The sequence below is a fragment of the Streptomyces griseoloalbus genome, from assembly GCA_014650015.1.
In the GTDB taxonomy this organism is placed as follows: domain Bacteria; phylum Actinomycetota; class Actinomycetes; order Streptomycetales; family Streptomycetaceae; genus Streptomyces; species Streptomyces griseoloalbus.
This window is the reverse complement of sequence record BMUD01000010.1, coordinates 266,183-289,491: the sequence shown is the minus strand read 5'-3', so window position 1 is coordinate 289,491 and position 23,309 is coordinate 266,183. Positions and strand designations below refer to the sequence as shown.

The window sequence follows — 23,309 nt, the reverse complement described above, 5'->3', positions numbered from 1 at the left end:
AGCACGTGGTCGACGGGTGGACTGGGGTGGTGGCACGCCGGGCACCCTGTCAAGCGGCCTCGCAGGCAGCCGCGGCACAGGGGGACGGCTCGGCGGCGAGCACGGTGGCGAAGTGGGCGATCGAGGCGAGCGTCACGTGGCGGTGCCAGCCGGAGAAGGAGCGCCCGGCGAAGTCCCTCAGCCCGACGCGGTCGCCGATGTCCACGGCGTCCCGCGCGACGAGGTCGCTCAGCCGCGTCAGCCGCAGCAGCGCGGACACGGGGATGCCGGTGGTGTTGGTCAGCCACAACCGGTCGGCACCCCGGTCCGACGCGGACCACTCCCCCATGAGGCGCAGGCCTCTCAGCGCGCCGCCGTGCGGGGAGGCGGGGGCCGCCACCGGGATCACCGAGGCCACGGGCCGGTCCGGTTCCGGGCCGACCGGAGTGCGCATCCGGCCGAGGTGGGCGACCAGCTCTCCGGCGCTGCGCTCACGCGAGCCGTAGGCCGGCAGGACCGACCTGTCGACGCTCAGTCGGGTTCCCGGACCGGTGCGGATGACGAATTGGTGCCCCCCGGCCCCCAGTCGGCGGGCGATCGCCACGGCGTCCGCTCCCTCCGCATCGACGATCACCGGCCGGCTCGGCACTCCGGCGGCCTGGGTCGCCTGGGCCATCGCCTCGCGGACGCACTCCTCCAGGCAGTCCGCCCGGACGCCGGCGGGAATACGAGCCCTGCGACGGAGGGGTTCCTCGCGCCATCGCCGCGGCAGGACGAGTTGCCACTCGACCGGCACGGCGGCCCGCTCCGAGGCCAGCCAGACCCCCACTGCCTGCTGCCCGTTGACGGCGCGTCCGAGGTGCGGAACGTACTGGAGGTCGACGCCGATCGAGTGGGCTCCGGCCTTGGGGATCGCGGTGGGCCGGACGACCCACGCGTCGTGTCCGAGCTCCAGCCGCGCCTGGCGGGCCAAAGCGTGGCGGACCGGTGCCCACTCCCACAGGGATTCGCTGATGAAGTGGTGCATGCTCTGCTGTGCCGCGGGACCGCCGAGGTGCGCCGCGATGTGCCCCAACGTCTTGCGGCCGGGCGTCTTGAGTAACCCCTTCACGTAATGTTCCGCCTTCTGCCGCTGGCCACTGCGGCGCAGCGAGGCGAAAAGCTCCGATTCGGCCTCCGGAACGAGACCGCCAGGACACTCGACGCCGCCTCCCCGCGATGACCGGCGCTGTCCTACGTCTGCTTCCACCGACTTCCCCCCTGGTGACGCACCCTCTGCTCACTGCATAAAATAAACCAATCGATCGGTTTTTTCAGCGCAACCAGGTCGGCGCCACCCCAGCGCCCACCTCGACATGCGCGGATACCTACCCTCGCGGGAGGTGAACCCCAACACGCGCTTATAACCGTCGGGGTCGGGTTTTGCCGCCCCCTGTAACCATACCAACCGTTCGATTTTTTAACAGTGGGCCACTCGTCTCCCTCGATCGCTGGTGACGGGCTGAACGGAGCCGGTTCCCCGTGTCGCCGCGGAGGGAGACGTGCAGTCGCTGAAGCGGGTGAATCCGCTGGTCAGCGAGGCGCGGGCGTCAGCGCCACCGCGCCGCCGACACCACGCCCGGCACGGCCGTCGGCCGGGCGCGTTCCGGGGGCGAGGTGTCGTGGAGGACGGGGCCAGGACCGGTCGGCGCGCCGGTGGTGTGCGGGACGGCCGATGGGCGGTCGGAGGTGGGTGACCTACCGGAGGGCGCGTCGCCTGTGCGCGACACGGCGACGGGCGACGCACCGGGGGCGAGGTGTCGGGGGCGCGGCGCCGGTGACGAGGTGTCGGGGGCGAGGTGGCGGGGGCGAGGTGGCGGGGGCGAGGTGGCGGGGGCGAGGTGGCGGGGGCGGCGACGTGACGGGCGCGAGGTGGCCGGCCGGGACGCGAAGGCCGCCGGGCCCCAGGCCCACGGCTACCGCCCCGTCGTGCGGCCGAATCTGCGAGTCGGCGGTCCATCGTGCGCCGCTGGAGCGCCACGAGGCCCCTCGTGGGGAGGACGCGCGGCGGGCGCGCCGACCGGGGACCGGCCGGCGCGCCGGCATACCGGGCGTGCGGAGGGAGCAGGCGCACCCTGCCGCCCCCGCACCGTCGGGTCAGACCGCGACCGCCGGGTTCCGCTTGCCGTCCAGCCCCAGGGCGGAGGTGACCACCCGGGCCACCTCCTTCGTCCTGACGTCGAGGTAGAAGTGACCGCCTTCGAACACCTCCATGTCGGTGCGGGCCGTGGTGAACTCCTTCCACCCCGCCACCGCGGTGACCGGCACCACCGGGTCCGCGTCCCCGATCAGCACCGTGAAGGGGACGTCCAGGGCGGGGCGCGGCGTCCAGACGTACGAACCGAGCGCCCGGTAGTCGGCCCTGAGGGTCGGCATGACCATGGCCAGAACATCCGGGTCGTCGAAGACCGCGTTGGCCGTACCGCCCAGTTTGCGGACCATGGCCAGGACGTCGGCGTCGGTACGCAGACGGTCGTGCGCGTACGGCGTCGTCGAGGGAGCGCCACGGCCGGACAGGAAGAGCCGTTCCGGCCCCGGATCTCCCCGCTCGGCCAGCCGCAGGGCGACCTCGTGCGCGATGATCGCCCCCATGCTGTGTCCGAAGAAGGCGTACGGGCCGGCCAGTTCCCGCCGTACCTCGTCCGCGAGGGCGTCCGCGAGGAGACCGATACCGGCCAGCGGCTCCTCGTTACGCCGGTCCTGACGGCCGGGGTACTGCACCGCCACGACCTCGATCCCGGGCATGACCTCGCGCGACAGCCGGAGGAACGCGCTCGCGCCGCCGCCCGCGTGCGGGAAGCAGACCAGTCTCAGCGCACCTCCGGTCGCGGAAGCCCCCTGGGAGTCGGGGACGAACCTGCGGAACCACTCACCACTCATGTCGCTCCTCCACTCGGCGCCCCGGCGGTTCCCGTGAACCGCTTCGGGGCGGGGACGTCGCCATGATGGGACCGGGCGGTCAAAGCTCGCCCAAACACCCTCTGTCACGCCGCTCCGTCCGAAGGGGCGCCCCTGACCGGCGGAGATCATGCGATTACCGCCCAGTGACAGCGTGTTACCCGCCCGCACCTGCACGACCGTTACGGTCGGCCGCGCACCGTTCCGACGGTGAAGAGCATGCACACGATCGATGCCAGGAGGCGCCATGTCCCCGCATGAACCCGACTTCGACTCCGTACTGGAGGCGGTGCGAGAAATCGTGCCCCGGCTCCGGGAGAACGGGCTGGAGGCCGAGGACCGGCGTTGGATCCCGGACGAGAACATCCACCTGCTGGAGAAGGCAGGCGTGTTCCGGATCGCCGTGCCGCGCAAGTTCGGCGGGCTCGACCTGTCGCTGCCGCAGCAGTACGCCATTCTCTCCGAGATCGCCCGCGGATGCGCCTCGACCGGCTGGGTGGCGGTGGCCTGGGTCTCCACCGCCTGGCTGGCCACGCTGTACCCGGACGTGACGCAGGAGGAGATCTTCGCCACGGGTCAGGTCCGGGTCTCCGGCGCCTTCACCGCGGGCAGCAGCACGCTGGTTCCCACCGAGGGCGGCTACCTCCTCAACGGCACCTGGCGGTTCAACACGGGATGCCGCGGCGCGGAATGGGACCTGGTCGCCGCCGCGGTGGAACTGCCCGACGGCACCATCGACGAGGCCTACGCCCTCGTGCCGATGTCGGAGCTGTCGATCGCGGACGACTGGCACGTGTCCGCCACGATCGGCACCGGCAGCTCGACGACGACCGCGCGTGACGTGTTCGTGCCCGCGCACCGGCTGGTCACCGTCGGCGAGGCGCTCACCGGCACCGCCGAGGGCCGCTCCAACTCCGGTGCCACCGGCCGCGACTACGGACTGCTGAGCATGGTCATCTCCGAGTCGGTGGCGGTCTTCCTCGGCGCCGCGAAGGGCGCCTACGAGACGTTCGTCGAGGGTCTGGGCCGGCCCATCGCCTACACCACCTGGGAGGACCAGCGCGAGCACCCGCTCACGCAGCACCAGGTGGCCGTCGCCGAGAACCGGATCGCCGCCGCGGAGGCGCTGTTCGAGGGCCAGCTGACGCTGGTGCAGGAGCGCGCCGACGTCGGTGAGCCGCTGACCGAAGCGGAGAAGGCGACGGTGCGCGGCCGGGCCGGCCACGCCATCCAGCTGGTGAACGAGGCCGTCGAGGCCCTCAACTCGGTGAGCTCCGCGTCCTCCCTGGCCCGCAAGGGGCACTTCCGGCGGTTCCGCCGTGACATCGAGGCGCTGACCCTCCACGGCCTGATGAACCCGAACATGAGCCTGGAGGTGCACGGCAGGGTCCTGGTGGGTCTCGACCCCGGGACGCCCTACCTCTAGTCCTCGACCGACCCCTGATCAGTCCTCGATCGGACCCGCCCCTGGGCCCCGTACCCGGCTTGCTCCACGCCGGGTACGGGGCCCAGTGCCATGCCTGCGCGCTTCCGGCCGTACAGGGGCCGGTACCGATCCGGACTTCCTTTGCCTTCTTTGCTCGTGTCGCCGACGGCTCGCCCTCGGTGTCGTCGCAGCCGCTCCACCACTGGACCTTCCCGGCCACCGGCCGCTCTTGGCCGTTTGCTCAAGCAGCCTTTGACGCGGCCTTTGTCATTCCTTGTGAAAAGAACCGATGGATCGGTATGTTCATCCGAGTCGAGCGCGAGTTCGACGATGGCTAAGCAGACCACTGAGTCATCTGGGGGTTCCGTGTCCGATACCACCGCACACCCGCGTATAGCGGGGCGTCACCATGCCGACGCCCCGCCCGGCACCGACAACCATGAACGGGAGCGGGTGCCCAAGGAGCTCGTCCACCTGAGGGACCCGGAACGCGTACTGATCACCGACTGGGGCCGCAGCGGCGCCGACACGTTCTCACTGCGCGCCCAGTGGCCCGCCCACACCGGCTCCTGGCCCTACGACCCCCGCCTCCTCACCCAGACCATCCGGCAGAGCGGACTGACCGTCGCCCACGCCGAGTACCAGGTGCCGCTCACGCACCAGACGACGCTCCGCGAGTTCCACTACACGGTGGACCCGGATTTCCGTGTGCAACCGGGCGAGGCCCCTCTCTTCGAGGTGGAGGTCTCGGTGCCGCGGCATGGAAAAACCGGTCGGGCGGCACGCTCGTTACCGATGGACATGCGGATCTTCCGCGAGGGAGTCCTGGTGGCCGGCTCCCAGTCGGACTTCGGCTGGGTGTCCCCGCCCGCGTACCGTCGGCTGCGCGGTGACCGCGTCACCGTCGACTGGGGGAACTGGCCGCTGCCCGCGCCGCTCGACCCGGTGTCCGTCGGCCGCGCCGCGGCCTCGGACGTCGTGCTCTGCCCGACCGGTGAGCCCCTGCGCTGGCTCCTGCGCAGCGACATCGCCAACACCCATCTGCTGGACCACCCCGTGGACCACGTGCCCGGCCTCGGTCTGATCGAAGCCGCCGTCCAGGCCGCCCAGGCCGCCGTCCGACCGGGCGTCTTCCATCCCACAGCGGTCGACACCGAGTTCGAGCGCTACGTCGAGTTCGACCTGGCGTGCCTGGTCGAGGCCGAGCCACTGTTCAAGGGCCCGGACACGCTGGTCGTCCGGATCACCGGTACACAGTCCGGCCTCACCGCCTTCCGCAGTGAACTCACCGGCACCATCCTGTGATTCCCCGGCTCCGAGTCCCTGTGGTGCCGACGTAAAACATATTCACCGACCTGCTTTGTCTTCGTATCCTCCTGAACACGGCCACCCGTGCGCCGCCATGACGGACGGAGCGGACCTCGCTCCCGCACGGCGCCGAGATCGGGACGCAGGCGTCACGGTCCCGGCCCGCGCACACCGGCCGGTCGCGTCGACTCATGGTCGCGGCCCGGCACTCGGAAGAGTGCCGGGCCGCGACCGGTCCTTCGCTCACCCGGACGTGTCCGCACGACCGCCCCGCGCGCCACGCAGCAGTGCGCCTTCGCGGGTCGGGCGACACCGAACCGAACGCGTCGACCGCCATCCCGTGGACGGCGGAAGCCATGGGACGACCACAGGCACCGGAACGCTCCGCCCGCCCATCGCGGGGTAACCGCCCCAGGACCGGCGCCTCGCGCGGACCGGTGTCTCCGCTCGGATCGCCGGTCCGCGCGAGGCGCCGGTCCCCTGGCGGAACGAGGTCATCCGACTCGATCACCGGCCCGAAACTGTGTCGAAAAGCAGTCGCCGTTTCAGGGAACGAGAACCACCTTGCCCGTCGTGCGCCGCGCCAGCAGGTCCTCGTGCGCGCGCCGCGCCTCGGTCAGCGGGTAACTGGCACCCGTGACGGGCTTCAGGCGTCCTTCGGCGACCAGGCCGAACAGCTCCTTCAGTGGACCGCTCGTCGCGCCGGGCGACGCCAGCGCGTGCCGCAGCCGGAAGCCGACGACCGACGCGCCGAGCTGGTGGAGCAGTGCGGGATCGACCGGCGGGATCCCCTCACGAGAGGCGTTGCCATAGGTGACGAGCCGGCCGAAGGGGGCGAGCGAGTGCAGCGCCGGGCCGAAGAGAGGCCCGCCGCCCGCGTCCAGGACCACATCCGCCTTCTGTTCCAGCGGGTACTCGACCACCGCGTCCGCGCCGAGCCGCAGAGCCAGCTCCGCCTTGGCCCGGGACGACACCTGGGCGAGGACCCGGCCCGCGCCGAACTCCCTGGCCAACTGGACGGCAAGGCTGCCGACACCGCCCGCCGCGGCGTGCACGACGACGGTCTCGCCCTCCCGCAGCCGGGCCGCGGTCCGCAGCAGATGCCAGGCGGTGAGCCCCTGCATCAGCAGCGCCAACGCCTCGGCCGCCGGTACCTCCTCGGGAATTTCCACGACCGCGGACTGTCTGGCGACCACTTGCTGGGCGTACCCTCCGGTCACCCGGGCCAGCACGCGTCTTCCGTCGGGGGTACGCCCGACGACCTCACTGCCCGGGATGAACGGCAAACTGCCGGCAATCGGATAGGAACCGTCGGTCTGGTGCGTGTCGGCGAAGTTGACACCGGCCGCCTCCACCGCGATAAGAACCTCCTCCGGCCCCGGCACCGGAGGAGGGAGCTCGACGGGGGTGAGAACCTCAGGACCACCGAAACAATCGAACTGGATAGCGAGCATGTGGCATGGTATCCTCCCCGCCCTTTGAGATCCACCGCGCAACGGCCCACCCGGCCCGCCCCGGTCTCGCGATTGTTATCGAGTCGACCGGGGCCCCAAGAAGAAACCTTACGTTCGGTTTGTTAGCGTGACCTGTGTGTACGCAGGCGTGCACCGGGCTCACCATTCATCACCCCGGAGCTGCAAGGATGGCCAAGCAGGACCGTGCGGTACGCACGAGGCAGGAGCTGATCTGTTCGGCGGCCGAGGTCTTCGACCGACGAGGATTCATGTCCGCGTCACTCGCGGACATCAGCACCGGGGCCGGCGTGAGTACAGGCGCACTCAACTTTCACTTCAGCAGCAAGAAGGAGCTGGGCGAGACCGTACAGGCCGCGGCCGAGGAGAGCCTGCGGTACATCACGACGGCCTGCACCGAAGCACGGCCCTCGCCCCTGCAGACCCTGATCGACGCCACCCATGTCCTGGCGACCCAGTTCGGGGAGAACGTGGTGCTGCGCGCCGGGCTCGGCCTCGACAACGACGCGGCCTGGGACGGCGGTGCCGACCTCTGGCTCAAGTGGCGCAGCTGGGTACGGGGAATGCTGACCATCGCCGAGTACGAGGGCAACCTGGCCGCCGGGGTACTGCCGGACGACGCCTGCGCCACCATCATGGCGATCGTCATGGGTCTCGAGTCCCTCGGACGCAAGGACGCCGCCCTGTCCTCCCGGCGCGTGGTGACGCGGTTCTGGAAGATGGTGTTGCCCGGCCTCGCCTCGGAGGAGACGCGGGCCAAGGTCGATGCCGCAGGCTCCGAAGTCGTGGCCCGCTGGGACGAGCAGGTACGGACCGAGGGCGGCGTGATGGGGCGCCTGGCGGTCGCGCGGTGTGACACGTGTACCGAGGAGCGGTGACCGGACGCGAGCGCTTCGCCGGACCGGGTGTGCGGCGAGCGTGCGGACCGGGAGTCGGCGAACGCGTGCGTCCGGAAGCCGGCGGGCGCCCGCGACGCCTACCCGGGCGGCCACCGCTGCACCGGGTCTCCCGACCGCGCGAGTGCCGTGGTGTGGCGTGCGATGGCCGAATTCACACAGGCTATTGGGCGACACTATTCTGAACCCTTTGACATACCGATCCGTTGGTCCTTTCAGCTCGAAGGAGACCCTGGGGAAACAAGGAGCCACGTGGCGATGCAGGAGCGGGCCGTCCGGACACGCCGGATGTTCTTGGAGGCCGCGGCCGAGGTCTTCAACGAGTACGGCTACGACGCCGCGTCCATCTCCGTGATCCTGGAACGCGCGAAACTCACACGGGGCGCGCTGTACTTCCACTTCACGTCGAAGGAGGCGCTGGCACAGGGCGTGCTCGACGAGGCGGTGACCACACAGGGATTCACCCCCCAGACCTACAAGGTGCAGGAGTGGATCGACCTCGCACTGCTCCTCGCCTACCGCCTCCCCCGCGAGCCCCTGTTGAGCGCGTCGATCCGGCTCTCCATCGATCCCAAGGCCCGGGCGCTGTTCAGTACTCGCTGGCCCGACTGGATCCAGCTGAGTCTGGACCTGCTCGTCGCCGCGAAGGAGCGGGGGGAACTCCAGCCGCACGCCGACCCTGCCACGATCGCCCGGCTGTTCGTCGGGGCGTGGACCGGCGTCCAGCTGGTGAGCAGTTCCCTGCCGCAGGAGCAGGACCTGGTGGGCGAGGTCTCGGAGCTCTTCGCTCTCGTCCTGCCCGGTATGGCCGTCCCCGGGGTGCTGGCGAAGCTGGACATCTCGCCCCACCGCCCCGAACGGCTGCTGAATCAACCGTCCGCGGGTCAGGACCCCCTGCACACTCCGTGAGGGCCCGTCCCGCCGGGGCCTGAGCAGCCGTACTCGCGCGCCATGAGGCGTTGCCCGGCCCGCGTTCTCTCGCGGAGGACGGTCCCGCCGCGGCGCGTCCCGGCCAGTTGCCCGGTGGCGCTTCAGCCCGGAGGCGCTGAAAGCGCCGGTGTCGGACAGGGTGAAGCCGTGGACGGTGCCGGGGTGGATCTCGGAGGTATAGCCGACACCTGCGGCGTCCAGAGCCTGGCGTCGGCCCGGCCGTCGGGGGTGGGAATCCGCGGCGTCGTGATGGGCACGGTTCTCCTGTCGTGGTTGATGCGTGGAGCCTGTGATCAACACGACGGAGGCGGGCCCCGCGCAACAGCGCCGGATCCTCGATCGGACAGCGGGTCCGCACCGGCCCGTACGGCGCTCAGGAGAGCACCGGGTCACCGATCCGGGACGGGCTGGGAGGGCTGGGGAGGCCGTTCGGCGGTGACGCCGTTGACCGGACGCAGCCTCGCGGTGCGGTCTGCGTCCAGCCGATGTCCCCCGTGCGCGTTCGCTCCCCTACGCCGGCACCAGGTCCGCTGCGGGCGCGGCGTGCAGCATGGGGTGGCTGTCCAGCAGTTCCTCCGGCACGTCGAACCCTGCGACAAGCGTCAGTGCGTGGGGTTCCAACGCCGCGACTACGTTGTCAACGGCGTCGGGCAGCTGCTGGACCTGGTCGGCGGTCATCCGTCCCTGGGCCAGTAGGTCACCGCTGTGCGCGGCGATCCGGCGAAGGGCGAACAGCCGGTGCAGGTCGGTGAGCAGGCGCCGGGTCTGTGCGGTGCCGGCCTGGTCGGCCGAGTCGGACAGTGCCTGGCCGGCGAGGCGGTGGGCGTGCGCGTCGACGAGCTGGAGGGCGGGGGTGACGGTCGCGTTCCATCGCGCCAGGGGCGAGGGGGCGCGGCCGGTGCGCAGGCGGGCGCGGGCCCGCTCGTGCCATATCCGCTCGATGTCCGCCAGCAGATCCTGCAGATACCGCGGATCCTCGAGCATGCGCTGCCCGGGCGGGAGGTCGCTGACCGGTTGAGGTGTGAAGCCGCCGAGGAGCATCTCGCCGGCGGCCTTGACCCAGATCACCTTGTTGTCGCCTTCGGCGGTGATGGTGCCTTCGTTCGCGGCGAGCTGGCCGGCGATGCCGTTGGCCAGGATCAGGCCCTGGGCGCCGCAGCGTTCGCGGCATTCGGTCATGATGGTGCGGGCCTGCCAGGTGATCCATCCCTTGGTGACGGCGATGAGCCGCTCGCACTGCTCCGGGTCGCTGCCTGCCGCGTCGGCCCACTGCTGGGTCACGCTGCGCTGCAGGAGAGTGGCGGCGTAGGCGGTGGCCGTGGCTTCCAAGAGGGGGGCGTGGTGGCTGCGGTGCGCGAACAGGGGCACCTTGTGTCCGCTGGTCATGCCGGAGGTGTGGCGGTTGTGGGCGTGGCGGACGGCGACGGTCAGGGCGTGGCGGGTGGTGCCGAGGCTGTAGGCGCTCATGCAGAGCTTGCCCATGGTGACGCGGCCGATGGAGCGCAGGAACCGTTTGCGGGGGCTGCCGAGGTTGCTGGTGAAGCGGCCGTCCCGGGTGAGGCGTCCGTGCTCGCCCTGAAGGAGTGCGGTGTAGGGCAGGGGTACGTGGTGGAAGCTGGTCGCGCAGTGGTCGACGGGGCTGCTGGCCGTCTGGGGAAGTCTGCGTATCTCTATGCCGGGCAGCGGTGTGCCGTGGGCATCACTCAGGGGTGTCAGGAACAGGAACACGCCCAGGTCCCGGTCGTCGACGAGGAGGCGGGCGGCGACGACCGCGCTTTTCGCTCCGCCCAGCGAGCTGGTGTTGGGCATCCACTTGCAGGCGCCCCGAGTAGGGGTGTTGAGGATGAATCCGCCGGTGTCCCGGTCGAAGGTGCAGGTGGTTTCCAACTGGGCGGCGTCGTTGCCGTGTGCGAGTTCGGTGCACAGGAACGTCCCGATGCGCGACATGTGGACGTATTCGCTGAGATCCCGATCGTCATGGTCGTGATCGAGCAGGCTGCCGAGAAAGAGGTTGTAGTGGATGCTCGCGCAGGTCGCCATGCCGGCGTCGACGACGCCGGCCCACTCGTGCATCGCGCTCAGCGCGGCAGGATGATCGGCGAAGGCCGACGGGTCGTCGATGGCGTCATTGACCAGACGCAGCCGCTCGTACGACAGCCGGATGCGCTCCTCGTGGGTGAGCCCCTCTTGGTAGGCAAACGGTGCGGAGCTGAACAATCGCTTCCAGGGGTGGTGGAATGTCGCGGCGCGACTGCCGAACAGAGCGGCGGCCAGGTCGTGCGATAAATCCTGCTGCTGCGGGGGACGCTGCGTTTCGATCATAGACGCACAAGCTACAGCTGATGATCACATCGCCACATCATGATCATTGCCACGATTGAGGGAGCTCAGGCGGTGGAATGCGCCCTTCCATGGCGCCGCGACACCTCCCCACAGAAGGGATCAAAAGCCGACTGAGAACGCCCGAGCGCGCGCCTGGGGCAAGGCCGTCTACACCAGCCTCGACGACATCCCGGCCGCCCGGTGACAGCCGGGATCGACACCCCTGACCGACGCGGGCGCACCGATCTCGACCGGCCGGTCCGTCGACACCGCCTTGCGTGTACCGACCGGCCCACCGGCAGGGAGGGATCCGCACCGAGGACGTCGGTCACTCCCCCGATCGGGGATCCCGGCGTACGGATCGGACACCGCGCGATCATCGCCTCCGGCGCCGTGGTCACCGCCGACGTGCCCGACTACGGCGTCGTCGGCGGCAACCCGGCCCGCCTCGTCCGCACCCGCTACAGCGCCGAGGACGTCGCCCGGCTGCTCGCGGTGGCCTGGTGGGACTGGCCCGCGGAGCACATCACCGAACATGTGCGGACGATCATGTCGGGCAGTATCGCCGATCTGGAGGCCGCCGCCCCGGCAGCCGGCCCGTGACGGCCGTCAGGGCAGGGTCCACTTCTGATTGGGTCCGGTGTGGCAGGTCCACAGATGCACCGGCGTCCCGTCCTCCCACGTACCGCCCGAGGCGTCCAGGCACTTGCCCGACAGCGGATTGCGGACCGTACCGTCCGACTGGGCCGCCCACTTCTGCGCCCCCGTCCCGTTGCACGTCCACAACTGGATCCTCGTACCGTCCGCACTCGCACCACCGGACACGTCCAGACACTTGCCCAACGCCCTCAACGAACCGTCACCAGCCACCGTCCACCGCTGCGCAGCCGTCGCGTTGCACGTCCAGATCTGCACCTCCGTACCATCCGCGGTGCCCGCGTTGTCCACATCCAGACACTTGCCACCCACCCCCTTCACCTCACCCGAGCGGGTGTCGGACGGGGGTGCGGTCTGCTTGATCCGGATGTTGCGGAAGGCCACGTCGTCGCCGTCACCGTGGTTCTGGAGGCCGATGTGGCCCTGCTTCAGGCTGCGCGCCGGGTCGGTGTTAGTGAAGTCGTTGATCTTCCGGCCGTTGAGGAAGAGCTCCAGCCGCTCTCCGGTGACGCGGATCTCGTACGTGTTCCACTCCCCCGGCGGATTCAGCGCGCCGTCGCGCGCGGCAAGGTCGGCGGACTGGAATCCGTACACGGCTCCCGTCGTGCGGTCGGCCGCGTCGGTGGCGTCGATCTGGATCTCGTAGCCGTTGTTCACCGCCGACCAGGGGTCGTCGGACGACGGAAAGCCCACGAAGACACCGGAGTTGTCGTCACCGCTCGCCTTCCAGTCCAGCTTCAGGGAGTAGTCGCCGGTGAACTCCGTGGCGCCGTACCAGAACAGACCCAGTCCGCCGTGCGAGGTGAGGGTGCCGTCGGCCAGGGTGAAGCCGCCGGGTCCCGCCTGCTTCCAGCCGGTCGTGCCGGTGCCGTCGAACAGGGGCGTGTAGCCGGTCTCCGGGCGGCAGTCGGCCTTGGTGGTCCCGGCGGCCCAGCGAATGCCTCCGAGCAGGTGCCGGCGGAAGGCGGGGTCCGTGTAGGACTGCTCGGTGTGGCCGCCGCCGGTGTAGAAGGCCCGGCCACCGGCGTAGTCCTTGCACCAGGCGATCGGATGGTCGCCGGACATGGAGCCGCCGGAGTAGCTGGACTCGTCCAGCGAGGCCAGCACGTGGGCGGTGGTGCGGGGGTTGGTGCGGTAGTTGTACCACTCGTCGGTGCGCTGCCAGGTGGGGCCCAGGTGCGCGGTGGCGTCGTGCGCCCGGTCCTCGACCTTGACGGTCGCGGGCTGGATGGCGGGGTGGGACTGGAAGAGGGCGCCGGCGAGTCCTTCGTAGAAGGGCCAGTCGTACTCGGTGTCGGCGGCGGCGTGGATGCCGACGTATCCGCCACCGGTGCCCAGGTACTGCTCGAAGGCGGTCTGCTGGGCGGGGCCGAGTACGTCGCCCGTGGTCGACAGGAAGACCACGGCCCGGTACTGGGCGAGATTGGCGGTGGTGAAGGTTCCCGGGTCCTCGGTGGCGTCGACGGTGAAGTTGTTCGCCGCTCCCAGGTCGCGCAGGGCCGTGACGCCCTCGTCGATCGAGGAGTGGCGGAAGCCCGCCGTCCGGGAGAAGACGAGGATCTTGTACGCCGGGTCGGCCGCCGCGGTCGCCGTGAGGTCCGCGGCGTGCACGCTTCGCGCGGTGCTGTGGGCGGCCGGTGCGGAGCCGGGCAGGGCCGCGGTCTGGGGTGTCAGGCAGAGCATGGCGCCGGCACACAGGGTGAGCGCCGTCTTGAGCAGGGTACGCATCGCAGGTCGCCTCCTTTCTACGGCAGGGTCCACTTCTGGTTGGGTCCGGTGTGGCAGGTCCACAGATGCACCGGCGTCCCGTCCTCCCACGTACCGCCCGAGGCGTCCAGGCACTTGCCCGACAGCGGATTGCGGACCGTACCGTCCGACTGGGCCGCCCACTTCTGCGCCCCCGTCCCGTTGCACGTCCACAACTGGATCCTCGTACCGTCCGCACTCGCACCACCGGACACGTCCAGACACTTGCCCAACGCCCTCAACGAACCGTCACCAGCCACCGTCCACCGCTGCGCAGCCGTCGCGTTGCACGTCCAGATCTGCACCTCCGTACCATCCGCGGTGCCCGCGTTGTCCACATCCAGACACTTGCCACCCACCCCCTTCACCTCACCCGAGCGGGTGCCGCCGGTGGACGTGGTGAAGGAGAACTCGTCCACGTCGAACAGCGCTCCGCTGCCGCCCTTGAAGACGAGGTAGAGGGTGGTGGTACCGGCCGGCTGGTCGCTCAGCGGCGCCGTGACGTCCTGGAAGGTCTCCCAGCCGCCGGTGACCGGCACGGTGGCCGTCCCGAGCAGGGGGCCGGTCGGCGAACCGGTGCGGACCTCGAGGGTGCCGCCGGTGCCCGCCGAGGAGACACGGGCGGTGAGCCCGGTGGCGTTGTCGAGGCTGTAGGGCGTGAAGGATATCCAGTCGCCGTTCTCGATGTCGCCGACCGTCTTGCCGCCGTGCGCGGGTGCGTGGTTGATGACCTGGACGCCGGCGGAGTCGCCGTAGTGCTCGGCCTGCCGGTGGCTGGGCTGGGTGATGTGCTGGTCGTGCGCGGTGAGCGCGGGTTGGCCGCCCGCGCCCTTGTCGGTGTACTCGGCGTCGATGACCCCGAAGATGTTGGCGTTGGGGTCGTGTTCGCCGTCCGCCAGGGTCTGCAGGGTGCCGGTACAGCCGGTGGCCGAGGTCTGCGGGTGTCCGTGGCTGTCGTGGCCGACGATGAAGGTGACCTTCACCTTGGCGCAGTCGATCGCGCCGTCCTCCGGGTCGGTGACCGTCACCTTGAACGGGATGGCGGCGCCGAAGTCGTAGATCCGTCCGTCGGCGGGCGTGTCTAGCCGCACGGTCGGGGCGGTGTTGCCGACGGTGATCTGTACGGAGGCGGTGGCGGACTTGCCGGTGGGGTCGGTGACCTTCAGCGTCGCGGTGTACTGACCGTTGGCGGTGTAGGTGTGGGACGGGTCGGCCGCGGTGGAGGTGGCGCCGTCGCCGAAGGTCCAGGCGTGGCTGAGCGTTTCCCCGTCTGGGTCGGAGCTGCCGGCCGAGGAGAAGGCGACGGTCAGGGGTGCTGTGCCGGAGGTGGTGTTCGCCTTGGCCTGGGCGACCGGGGCACGCCCACCGGTCACGTGCTCGATGCGGTACAGGGCCGAGTTGGCGTCGCCGTTGAAGTAGCCGGTGCCGTAGTCGAGGACGTAGAGGGCGCCGTCCGGTCCGAAGGCCATGTCCATCACCTGGGTGCCGCTCCAGGGGAAGGCGTTGATGGATTGCACGGTCCCGTCACCGCCGGCCTCGATCCGCTTGATCCAGCGGCGGCCGAACTCGCCGGCGAAGAAGTCGCCGTCGTACTCGGCGGGGAACTTCACCTCGGAGGTGGAGCCCGCGTCGTACCGGTAGACGGGTCCGCCCATGGGCGACTCGGATCCGTTGCCGAACTCGGGGACGGAAGCGCCGTCGTAGGGGATCCAGGCGGGCTGGGCGGGCGGCAGATCGGTCAGGCCCGTGTTGCGCGGCGACGTGTTCTTCGGGGCCGCGCAGTTGAAGGCCGCGCCCGAGGCGCCGGTGCCGAAGTCGTAGTCGACATAGGCGTTGTTCTTGCCCGTGCAGTAGGGCCAGCCGAAGTTGCCGGCCTTGGTGATCCGGTTGAACTCGACCTGCCCTCCGGGGCCGCGGGAGGCACTGGCGGTGCCCGCGTCCGGGCCGTAGTCACCGACGTAGACGGTGCCCGTGGTCTTGTCGACGCTCATCCGGAAGGGGTTGCGGAAGCCCATCGCGTAGATCTCGGGCCGGGTCCTGGCGGTGCCGGGCGCGAAGAGGTTGCCCGCCGGGATGCTGTACGTCGCGTCCGGGTTCACCTTGATACGAAGGACCTTGCCGCGCAGGTCGTTGGTGTTGCCCGAGGAACGCTGGGCGTCGTAGGCGGGGTTGCGCGAGGCGCGCTCGTCGATGGGGGTGTAACCGTCCGAAGCGAAGGGGTTGGTGTCGTCGCCCGTCGACAGGTACAGGTTGCCCGCCGCGTCGAAGTCGATGTCGCCGCCGACGTGACAGCACAGGCCCCGGGAGGCCGGTACGTCGAGGATCTTCTTCTCGCTGCCCGCGTCCAGGGTGCCGTCGGGGCGCAGGACGAAGCGGGACAGCCGGTTGACGCCGTCGAACGGGGTGAAGTCGGATGCCGTTCCGTCGGCGGGGGCGTCGCCGGCCGGGGTGCTCAGCTTGGGAGCGTAGTACAGGTAGACGAAGCGGTTGGTGGAGAAGCCGGGGTCGGCGGCGACGCCCTGCAGGCCCTCCTCGTCGTGGCTGTAGACGTCCAGCTTGCCCGCCACGCTGGTGGTGCCCGCCGCGTCGGTCAGCCGCAGGGTGCCGTCGCGCGAGGTGTGCAGCACCGAGCGGTCCGGCAGGACGGCGAGCGTCATGGGCTCGCCCGTTTCGGCCACGCCCTTGGCAAGGGTGACCTGCTGGAAGTCCTCGGCCGCGGCGGCCGGTCGGGGCGGGGCGGTAGTGGGGGCTGCGGCGGCCGGGCCCACGGGCAGCGCCAGGCCCATGGCACACACCACGGCCGTCAGCAGCATGCGGATACGTCTGTGTCCGAGCGGTCTCGTACGCACGGAAGTCTCCAGGATATGGGGGGTGGCGACAGGCCTGGGGGCCTGCCGTGAAAGGAGTACAGGCGCGCGCCGTCGCGCCGTCGAACACCGGCCCGTCACTCCGAGCAGGTTCATGACCGGTTCATTTCAAGGAAGTTAGCGGGCCTCGCGCGAACACGTAACCCCTTTCGCGCGCAGTCCCGCATCTTCTTCCTCAGGTGAGACAAAGTGCCGGCGCCACCCCGTGGGCCCGGGTGCCACCTCGGCCCGTGCAGGGTCCGGCTGTCCTGTCGGCGGCCTTCGGGAGTCCGCCGGCCGCACGGCAACCGACGCCCCGGACACGTCAGTCGAGCGTGCGGCAGTACAGCGCGTCCGGGGTCCGTGACGAGCCGATGCGGCCGGTGTAGGCGATTCCGGCGGCGTACTCGTCGTCCGCGCACTGGCCCTTGTGGTGGCCGTGTGCGAAATCGCCACCCTTGGGCAGGGCGCCCCGGTTGTCGCTCCGGTCGAACCACACCGTACGGCCGCTCGTCGCGGTGGTCCCGCCGTGTGAGGCCCTCACGCACAGGGCGGCCGACACGGCGCCACCGCGGACGCTGTAGCCCCTGAGAAAGTGGCCGTCCGGGCACTGGAGTTCGGTGTAGCCGGACGCCCAGTCAGCGCCCGGCGTGACATGCCGCTCGCCCCTGACCACTTCGTGTCCACCGGAGGGGTCCCCCAGGGGCCCGGCGATCACGTCGGAACACAGCCCCCGGTTGCCGGTGTGGCTCAGGCCCAGGAGGCGCTGTCCGGCGGGGCAGGCGGCCTTGCGTGCGCCGGAGTCCCAGTCGGGCAGCGCGCATGCGGCGCGAGGCGACGAAGTCGGTGTGGTCGGGACTGAGCATCGACCAGTTGGCCCCGGGCAGCACATGTCCGGAGCGGCCGGTGGCCTCCCCGAGCCGGGTCCACGCCCCGGCCCGCCAGTCGTCACCGTCGTACAGACCCATGCGGTGACCCGCAGCATCCCAGTGCAGCAGCGCCCAGCCGTTGCCCCGGCGGTTCTCGTGCCAGCCGACGAGCGGCCAGTACGCGAAGTCGGCGTTCGCGCGGATCAGATGGTCGACGAAGTTCTCGAACCAGGCGCGCTCTGCCACGCCCGTCTCCGCACGACCGCCGACACCGAACTCGCTGATCCATACGGGGGCGGTGAAGTGCCGGTCCGGCTCGTCGGTGACGAAGAAGGCCTGGCGGTACAGCACGTCGGTCAGTTCGGCGCGGGGCAGGTCCTGGTAGCGGGGGTCGGTGGTCTCGCCGATTCCGGTGGCGCCGCTGTGGTTCGGGCCGGTGTAGCCGTAGAAGTGGGCGGAGTAGACGAGCTTGCCCGAGTCGACGAGGGTGTGCGAGAGGTGGCGTACGGGCTCCAGGGTGGGGCGCCCGTGCGCGAACCCGTCGACGGGGATGCCGGTCCAGTTGATGCCCTCGATGACGTCGTCATAATGCGTCACGACAGCCGGCACGGTCCAGACCTGGAGACCTGCGCAGACAACCCCACGGCCGCCTCCGCAACCGCCGAACGCGGCGGCCGTCCGGGCCCGCACCGACAGACACGTCCCATCCATCGGCGCCCCGGTCGGCGTTCCGCCACCACTCGGCGGTTGACCGTTCGACAGCGGCTCGTTCAGCGGCCCACGAGGCCCAGTTCCTCGTTCATCTCGGTGAGGAAGCGCGCGACGACCGCCAGTTCGTCCTGGGTGAAGCGGTCACGGGCCGCTGCGGTGCCACGGGCCAGCGGCCGGAAGTAGTCCCGGGCGACGCTCCGACCGGCCTCCGCGTAGTGCAGGTGCACCACCCGGCGGTCGTCGAGCGCCCGGACCCGGCGGATGTGGCCCGCCTTCTCCAGCCGGTCGACGCATGCGGTCACCGCGCCGGAGGTGAGGTGGAGCTGCTTGCGCAGCCGGCCAGGGGTCATGGGGCCGTCCGCGGGATCGGCGTCCAGCAGTGCGATCAGGGCGAGCACGTCCGTGAGGTGCAGACCCTGCGCCTGGGCGAACTCCTGGGCGATGCGGTTGAACTCGCCGTTCATTCGGCGCAGAAGGACCGCGAAGGACTGCAACCCCGTCGGGTCGTCCACGGGAAGGGATGGCGAAGGGCTGCCGGTGCCGCTCATACCTCCATTATATGATTACTCAATCATTGAGATAGTCGATGATTGACACACATTGGCACCATCCGAGGATTCACGTGAAGATCACACCGCGCTCGGCCCGGTGGCTCATCCCCATCGTCCTGTTGTTCGCCTGGCTGGGCATCGGGGGCACGCTCGGCCCGTATGCGGGCAAGTTGGGCGAAGTGGCCACGAACGATCAGGCGGCGTTCCTGCCGCGGAGCGCCGAGTCCACCCGGGCACTCGAAGCCGGTGAGGCGTTCGCCCAGTCCGACGCCCTGCCCGCCATCGTCGTCTGGACGACCGACGGTGGCCGGGTCACCAAGGCTCAGCAGGCCGAGGCCACCCGTGCCGTCGCCGCCCTCGCGGGACACCCGGGCATCGCCGGTCGCCCGTCGGCCGCGCTGGTCTCCGACGACCGTCTCGCCCTGCAGGCCGTCGTCCGGCTGGAACCCGGCCTCGGCGACGAACTGCCCGAGGTGCTGGGTGAGGTGCGTCGTGCGGCAGACGGCGTGCCGGACGCCACGGCACAGATCGCCGGCCCCGCGGCGAGCCAGGCCGACCTGTCCGACGCGTTCTCCGGCATCGACGGGCTGCTGCTGGGCGTGGCGCTCGGAGCGGTGCTGCTGATCCTGCTGCTCGTCTACCGCAGCGTCCTGCTTCCGTTCCTCATCATCCTCGGCTCCGTCTTCGCCCTGGGACTGGCGTGCGCCGTCGTCTACGCCTTGGCGGACCGGGACGTCGTCCGGGTGGACGGCCAGGTGCAGGGGATCCTCTCCATCCTGGTGATCGGTGCCGCCACTGACTACGCGCTGCTGGTGGCAGCCCGCTTCCGCGAGGAACTCGCCCTTCGCGGAGACCGGGCCGCGGCGGCGCTCGCCGCGGTGCGCCGCTCGTTCGGCGCGATCATCGCCAGCGCCGCCACCGTGGCACTCGGGCTGCTGGTCCTGCTGGCCAGCGACCTCACGAACAATCGTGCCCTCGGGCCGGTCGGTGCGATCGGCGTCGTGTGCGCCGTGCTCTCCACGCTCACCTTCCTGCCGGCCGTGCTGGCCCTGCTGGGCCGTGCCGCGTACTGGCCCTCCCGGCCGAAGGCGTCGGACGCTTCCGTGGAAGGGCACGGCGTCTGGCGTCGGGTCGCCGCGACGGTGGATCGGCATCCGCGCAGGACATGGGTGCTGACCGCGCTGGTGCTGACCGCGTTCGCGGCCTTCTCGCCGTCGCTGACCGCCAGGGGCGTGCCACTCGACGAGATCTTCGTGGGGGACGCGTCCTCGGTGACGGCGCAGCAGACTCTCGGCCGGCACTTCCCCGGCGGATCGGGGAACCCCGCCGTGATCATCGCCGATGCCGGTCGCGCGGCCGAGGTGACCACGGCCGCGCGGGAGACCGACGGCGTGGCGGCGGCCGGCGCCCTCGCCGCCTCGGGACGGCCGGGAGCAGGAGAACCACTCGTCGTCGACGGCCGCGTCCGCATCGACGCCACGTTGCGGTCCGCCGCCGACAGCGACGCCGCCAAGGAAACCATCGAGCGTCTGCGGGACAACGTGCACGCGGTGTCCGGCGCGGACGCGCTGGTCGGCGGATACACGGCGCAGCAATACGACACCCAGCGGACCGCCGCGCAGGACCGCACCCTCATCGTGCCGCTCGTGCTCGCCATCATCCTGCTGATCCTGGTACTGCTGCTGCGCTCCTTGCTGGTACCGGTGCTGCTGGTGGCGACCGTCGCACTCAACTTCCTGGCGACACTCGGTGTGTCGGTGCTCGTCTTCGAGCACCTGCTCGGGTTCGGCGGGACCGACGCCTCGGTGCCGCTCTACGGCTTCGTGTTCCTCGTGGCGCTGGGAGTCGACTACAACATCTTCCTGATGTCCAGGGTCCGGGAGGAAGCGCTCGTACACGGCAGCCGCCGGGGCATGTTGCGCGGGCTGACCACGACCGGAGGCGTGATCACCTCGGCCGGCGTCGTCCTCGCCGCGACGTTCACGGCCCTGATGGTGATTCCCCTCGCCTTCCTGGTGCAGATCGCGTTCATCGTCGCGTTCGGCGTTCTGCTCGACACCCTCGTGGTCCGCTCGCTCCTGGTGCCCGCACTGGTGATCGACATCGGGCCGCGGGCCTGGTGGCCCAGCTCCCTGGTCGGCAGCGACACCGGAACGGCGACCCGGCCGAAGCCGCCCGAGTGACGGCCGCCGGCCATCGGTCCGACGCCCGGTGGTGGTGCGGGCGGAGCCCTGGGCGCGGCTTTCACGGTGGCTCGGCGCTCGCCACGCCGCTCTCCATGAAAGGGGCTTCCGTTTCCGTTCGGCCGGGTGACCGAAGCGTCATCCGCGCTCGCTGAGGTACGCCTCCAGCTCTGCGGCCCCGGTCAGCATCGCCCGCCCGCGGGCGGACAGCCGGCCGTGCCAGTCACGGAGTGCGGCCTCGAGCGGCTCCAGTCCGCCGGCCGCCCGCACCTGGGCGATCAACGGGGCGATCTGCTCCAGCAGGTAGCCGCCGCGCCTGAGTTGGTGGGCCAGCCGGGCGTCCCGGACGTCGGCCTCGTCGTAGACGCGGTACCCGGTCCGCGGGTCGCGGCGCGGGCGGACCAGCCCGGCGCGCTCCCATTTGCGCAGCGTCGCGGGCCGGATTCCGAGCTTCCCTGCCAGCGGCCCGATGAACGTGGGGCCGGGTCCGGACACCCCGGCAGGCCCGGAAGCCACACCGGGCTCGGGCGACGCGGTGGGCTCCAGGTCGCGGAGGGCGCTCTCCACGGCCTGGAGGGTCCGCCGGTCGTCGAGAAGCTGGGCGTGGCTCTCGTCGACGAGGCGGAACGCCTCATCGACCGCGCCCTGGTTCACGGCCCGCATGATCGACGTCGCCGCCTGGTGGCCGTGGCCGGGCACCAGGGCGAGGAACGCGCGCAGGGCCCGCGCGTGCAGCGGGGTGTAGGTGCGGTAGCCGTGGGGTGTGCGACCGGCCGCCGGAAGGATGCCGGCCTCCTCGTAGTTCCTGATCGCCTGCGTGGACAGACCGTGCCCGCGCGCCAGATCAACCGGCCTGAGCCGCTCGCCGCTTTGAAGGTTTCCTCCCATGACACCGACGATATCGCGAGAAAGTCTCAACCAAGTCTCAACCGTAGGTTCAACGATACCGTTGAGGCCATGGCTACTGGCATTGAAGACACCGCCCATGCCGTCGAGGCCGCCGCCGTCATGCGGCTGCTCCCGGTCCGGCCTCGGCTGCTCGCCCTGGGCGAGCCCACACACGGCGAGGACGCTCTGCTCGACCTGCGCAACGAGCTCTTCCGCGAGCTCGTCGAGCAGGAGGGCTACCGGACGATCGCGATCGAGAGCGACTGCATGATGGGCCTGGTCGTGGACGACTACGTCACCTCGGGCACGGGCACTCTCGACGAGGTCATGGAGCGCGGCATCAGCCACGGCTGGGGCACCTCGGCGGCCAACCGCGAACTCGTGCGCTGGATGCGCGCCCACAACGCCGGCCGGCCCGCGTCCGAGCGGCTCCGCTTCGCCGGTTTCGACGGCCCGCTGGAGATCTCCGGCGCCGCGAGCCCCCGGCAGGCCCTCACCGCGCTCCACGGCTACCTCTCGGCCCGGGTGGACGCGGACCTGCTCCCCTGCACCGCTGAAACACTCGATCGCCTGCTCGGCGCCGACGACCGGTGGAGCGATCCCGCCGCGATGAGGGACCCCGCCCGGTCGGTGGGACAGTCGGCCGAGGCCGGTCGACTGCGGCTGCTCGCCGACGACCTGGAGGCACTGCTCGAGGAGCGGGCGCCGCACCTGATCAGGGCGACATCGCGGGACGACTGGGACCGGGCGCGCTTGTACGGGCGCACCGCGACCGGGCTGCTGCGCTACCACCACTGGATGGCCGATGCCTCACCGGCCCGCCTGACGCGGCTGGCGGGCGTGCGGGACCAGATGATGGCCGACAACCTCCTCGCCCTCGCAGCTCGGGGCCCGGCGCTCGTCCACGCCCACACCTCCCATCTGCAGAGGCGAAAGAGCACGATGCGGATGGGCGGGATGCCGCTGGAGTGGTGGGGCGCCGGTGCGCTGGTGAGCACCCGGCTCGGCGAGGAGTACGCCGTCGTGGCAACGGCCCTCGGCACGATCCGGCACCAGGGAGTGGACACGCCGCCGCCGGACACCGTCGAAGGACTCCTGTACGCGCTCCCGGAGGACCGCTCGGTCATCGACGCCCGGCGGCTGGCCACCGCCCTCGGCGGCACGCGTCCCGCACCCCGGGTATCCCCCTGGTTCGGCTACGCCCCGCTCGACCCGGCCCACCTGGCGGACAGCGACGGCATCTTGTTCGTCAAGGACGTCACGCGGAGCTAGGGCCGCTTGGGCCTTCCTGCCACTCGACCAGGGCGGCCTTCGCCGCGACGGCCGGCTCGCGCACCAGAGGTGCGTAGGGGTCGGCATCGCGAGAATCCGGCCGCCGGGCACGTAAAGGATCACGGGCAGGACGCCGGTGCTGCCGACAGGCTGTGATGGTGCCCGCCTTCACCTCGCGTCGGCGAAATGCTGCGTGGTGGGCTCGAGACTGATGTCATTGACGTCGTACTCCTTCGGTGCACGAACGGCGGGTGCGGCCCCACCGGCCGCCGCACCGTGTCGTCGGCCCGCACGACTCCCCGCGTGATCCGGCCCC

14 protein-coding genes and 2 pseudogenes are annotated in these 23,309 nt (G+C 70.7%); 7 read left to right on the top strand and 9 right to left on the bottom strand.

Features of this window, described 5'->3' with window-relative positions:
- Window positions 1–49: 49 nt before the first annotated feature.
- Entirely contained in the window at window positions 50–1,228 is a 1,179-nt protein-coding gene (locus IE178_RS17960; RefSeq protein WP_184765308.1) for an IS701 family transposase, read from the bottom strand.
- Window positions 1,229–2,115: 887 nt separating this feature from the next.
- Window positions 2,116–2,898 carry a thioesterase II family protein gene (locus IE178_RS17955; protein WP_184765307.1) on the bottom strand — a complete coding sequence of 261 codons (783 nt, stop codon included), beginning with the start codon at window positions 2,896–2,898 and terminating at the stop codon, window positions 2,116–2,118.
- A gap of 265 nt (window positions 2,899–3,163) precedes the next feature.
- Between IE178_RS17955 and IE178_RS17950 the strand changes: the two genes are divergently transcribed.
- On the top strand, window positions 3,164–4,342 hold the full coding sequence (locus IE178_RS17950; protein ID WP_229876470.1) for an acyl-CoA dehydrogenase family protein: 1,179 nt from the start codon (window positions 3,164–3,166) through the stop codon (window positions 4,340–4,342).
- A gap of 366 nt (window positions 4,343–4,708) precedes the next feature.
- Window positions 4,709–5,647 (top strand): ScbA/BarX family gamma-butyrolactone biosynthesis protein, encoded by a 939-nt coding sequence (locus tag IE178_RS17945; RefSeq protein WP_318280107.1) that lies wholly within the window; start codon window positions 4,709–4,711, stop codon window positions 5,645–5,647.
- Between the two features lie 548 nt (window positions 5,648–6,195).
- On the opposite strand, the gene IE178_RS17940 is transcribed toward IE178_RS17945, so the two are convergent.
- On the bottom strand, window positions 6,196–7,104 hold the full coding sequence (locus tag IE178_RS17940) for a quinone oxidoreductase family protein (protein ID WP_193513011.1): 909 nt from the start codon (window positions 7,102–7,104) through the stop codon (window positions 6,196–6,198).
- A gap of 188 nt (window positions 7,105–7,292) precedes the next feature.
- Between IE178_RS17940 and IE178_RS17935 the strand changes: the two genes are divergently transcribed.
- Together IE178_RS17935 and IE178_RS17930 are read left to right on the top strand one after the other, a co-directional pair.
- Complete coding sequence (locus IE178_RS17935) at window positions 7,293–8,000, top strand: ScbR family autoregulator-binding transcription factor (protein ID WP_184765303.1); 708 nt, start codon at window positions 7,293–7,295, stop codon at window positions 7,998–8,000.
- A 270-nt stretch (window positions 8,001–8,270) separates the two neighbouring features.
- Window positions 8,271–8,927, top strand: coding sequence for a ScbR family autoregulator-binding transcription factor (locus IE178_RS17930; RefSeq protein ID WP_193513010.1), 657 nt, complete (start codon window positions 8,271–8,273; stop codon window positions 8,925–8,927).
- A 531-nt stretch (window positions 8,928–9,458) separates the two neighbouring features.
- On the opposite strand, the gene IE178_RS17925 is transcribed toward IE178_RS17930, so the two are convergent.
- Entirely contained in the window at window positions 9,459–11,270 is a 1,812-nt protein-coding gene (locus IE178_RS17925; protein WP_193513009.1) for an acyl-CoA dehydrogenase family protein, read from the bottom strand.
- A gap of 348 nt (window positions 11,271–11,618) precedes the next feature.
- On the opposite strand from IE178_RS17925, the pseudogene IE178_RS17920 reads away from it, so the two are divergent.
- Window positions 11,619–11,873, top strand: a pseudogene (locus IE178_RS17920) (LbetaH domain-containing protein); the annotation flags it as partial.
- 6 nt (window positions 11,874–11,879) lie between these two features.
- Here the strand turns inward: IE178_RS17920 and IE178_RS17915 are convergent.
- The 4 genes and pseudogenes from IE178_RS17915 to IE178_RS17900 all read right to left on the bottom strand — a co-directional run bounded on the left by IE178_RS17915 (window position 11,880) and on the right by IE178_RS17900 (window position 18,647).
- A complete protein-coding gene (locus IE178_RS17915; protein ID WP_193513008.1) occupies window positions 11,880–13,655 on the bottom strand; it encodes a lectin in 1,776 nt (591 codons plus the stop codon).
- Window positions 13,656–13,672: 17 nt separating this feature from the next.
- The gene (locus tag IE178_RS17910) at window positions 13,673–16,486 is read right to left on the bottom strand and encodes a lectin (protein ID WP_221492647.1); all 2,814 of its coding nucleotides are present in this window, start codon (window positions 16,484–16,486) and stop codon (window positions 13,673–13,675) included.
- Window positions 16,487–16,844: 358 nt separating this feature from the next.
- Window positions 16,845–17,967: pseudogene (locus IE178_RS17905) on the bottom strand (glycoside hydrolase family 5 protein); the annotation flags it as partial.
- A 191-nt stretch (window positions 17,968–18,158) separates the two neighbouring features.
- Entirely contained in the window at window positions 18,159–18,647 is a 489-nt protein-coding gene (locus tag IE178_RS17900) for a MarR family winged helix-turn-helix transcriptional regulator (protein ID WP_184765298.1), read from the bottom strand.
- A 74-nt stretch (window positions 18,648–18,721) separates the two neighbouring features.
- Between IE178_RS17900 and IE178_RS17895 the strand changes: the two genes are divergently transcribed.
- Window positions 18,722–20,833: an MMPL family transporter gene (locus tag IE178_RS17895; RefSeq protein ID WP_438874389.1), complete on the top strand. Its 2,112-nt coding sequence runs from the start codon at window positions 18,722–18,724 to the stop codon at window positions 20,831–20,833.
- 138 nt (window positions 20,834–20,971) lie between these two features.
- On the opposite strand, the gene IE178_RS17890 is transcribed toward IE178_RS17895, so the two are convergent.
- The gene (locus IE178_RS17890; protein ID WP_184765296.1) at window positions 20,972–21,721 is read right to left on the bottom strand and encodes a TioE family transcriptional regulator; all 750 of its coding nucleotides are present in this window, start codon (window positions 21,719–21,721) and stop codon (window positions 20,972–20,974) included.
- 69 nt (window positions 21,722–21,790) lie between these two features.
- On the opposite strand from IE178_RS17890, the gene IE178_RS17885 reads away from it, so the two are divergent.
- On the top strand, window positions 21,791–22,993 hold the full coding sequence (locus IE178_RS17885) for an erythromycin esterase family protein (RefSeq protein ID WP_193513006.1): 1,203 nt from the start codon (window positions 21,791–21,793) through the stop codon (window positions 22,991–22,993).
- Window positions 22,994–23,309 lie beyond the last annotated feature (316 nt).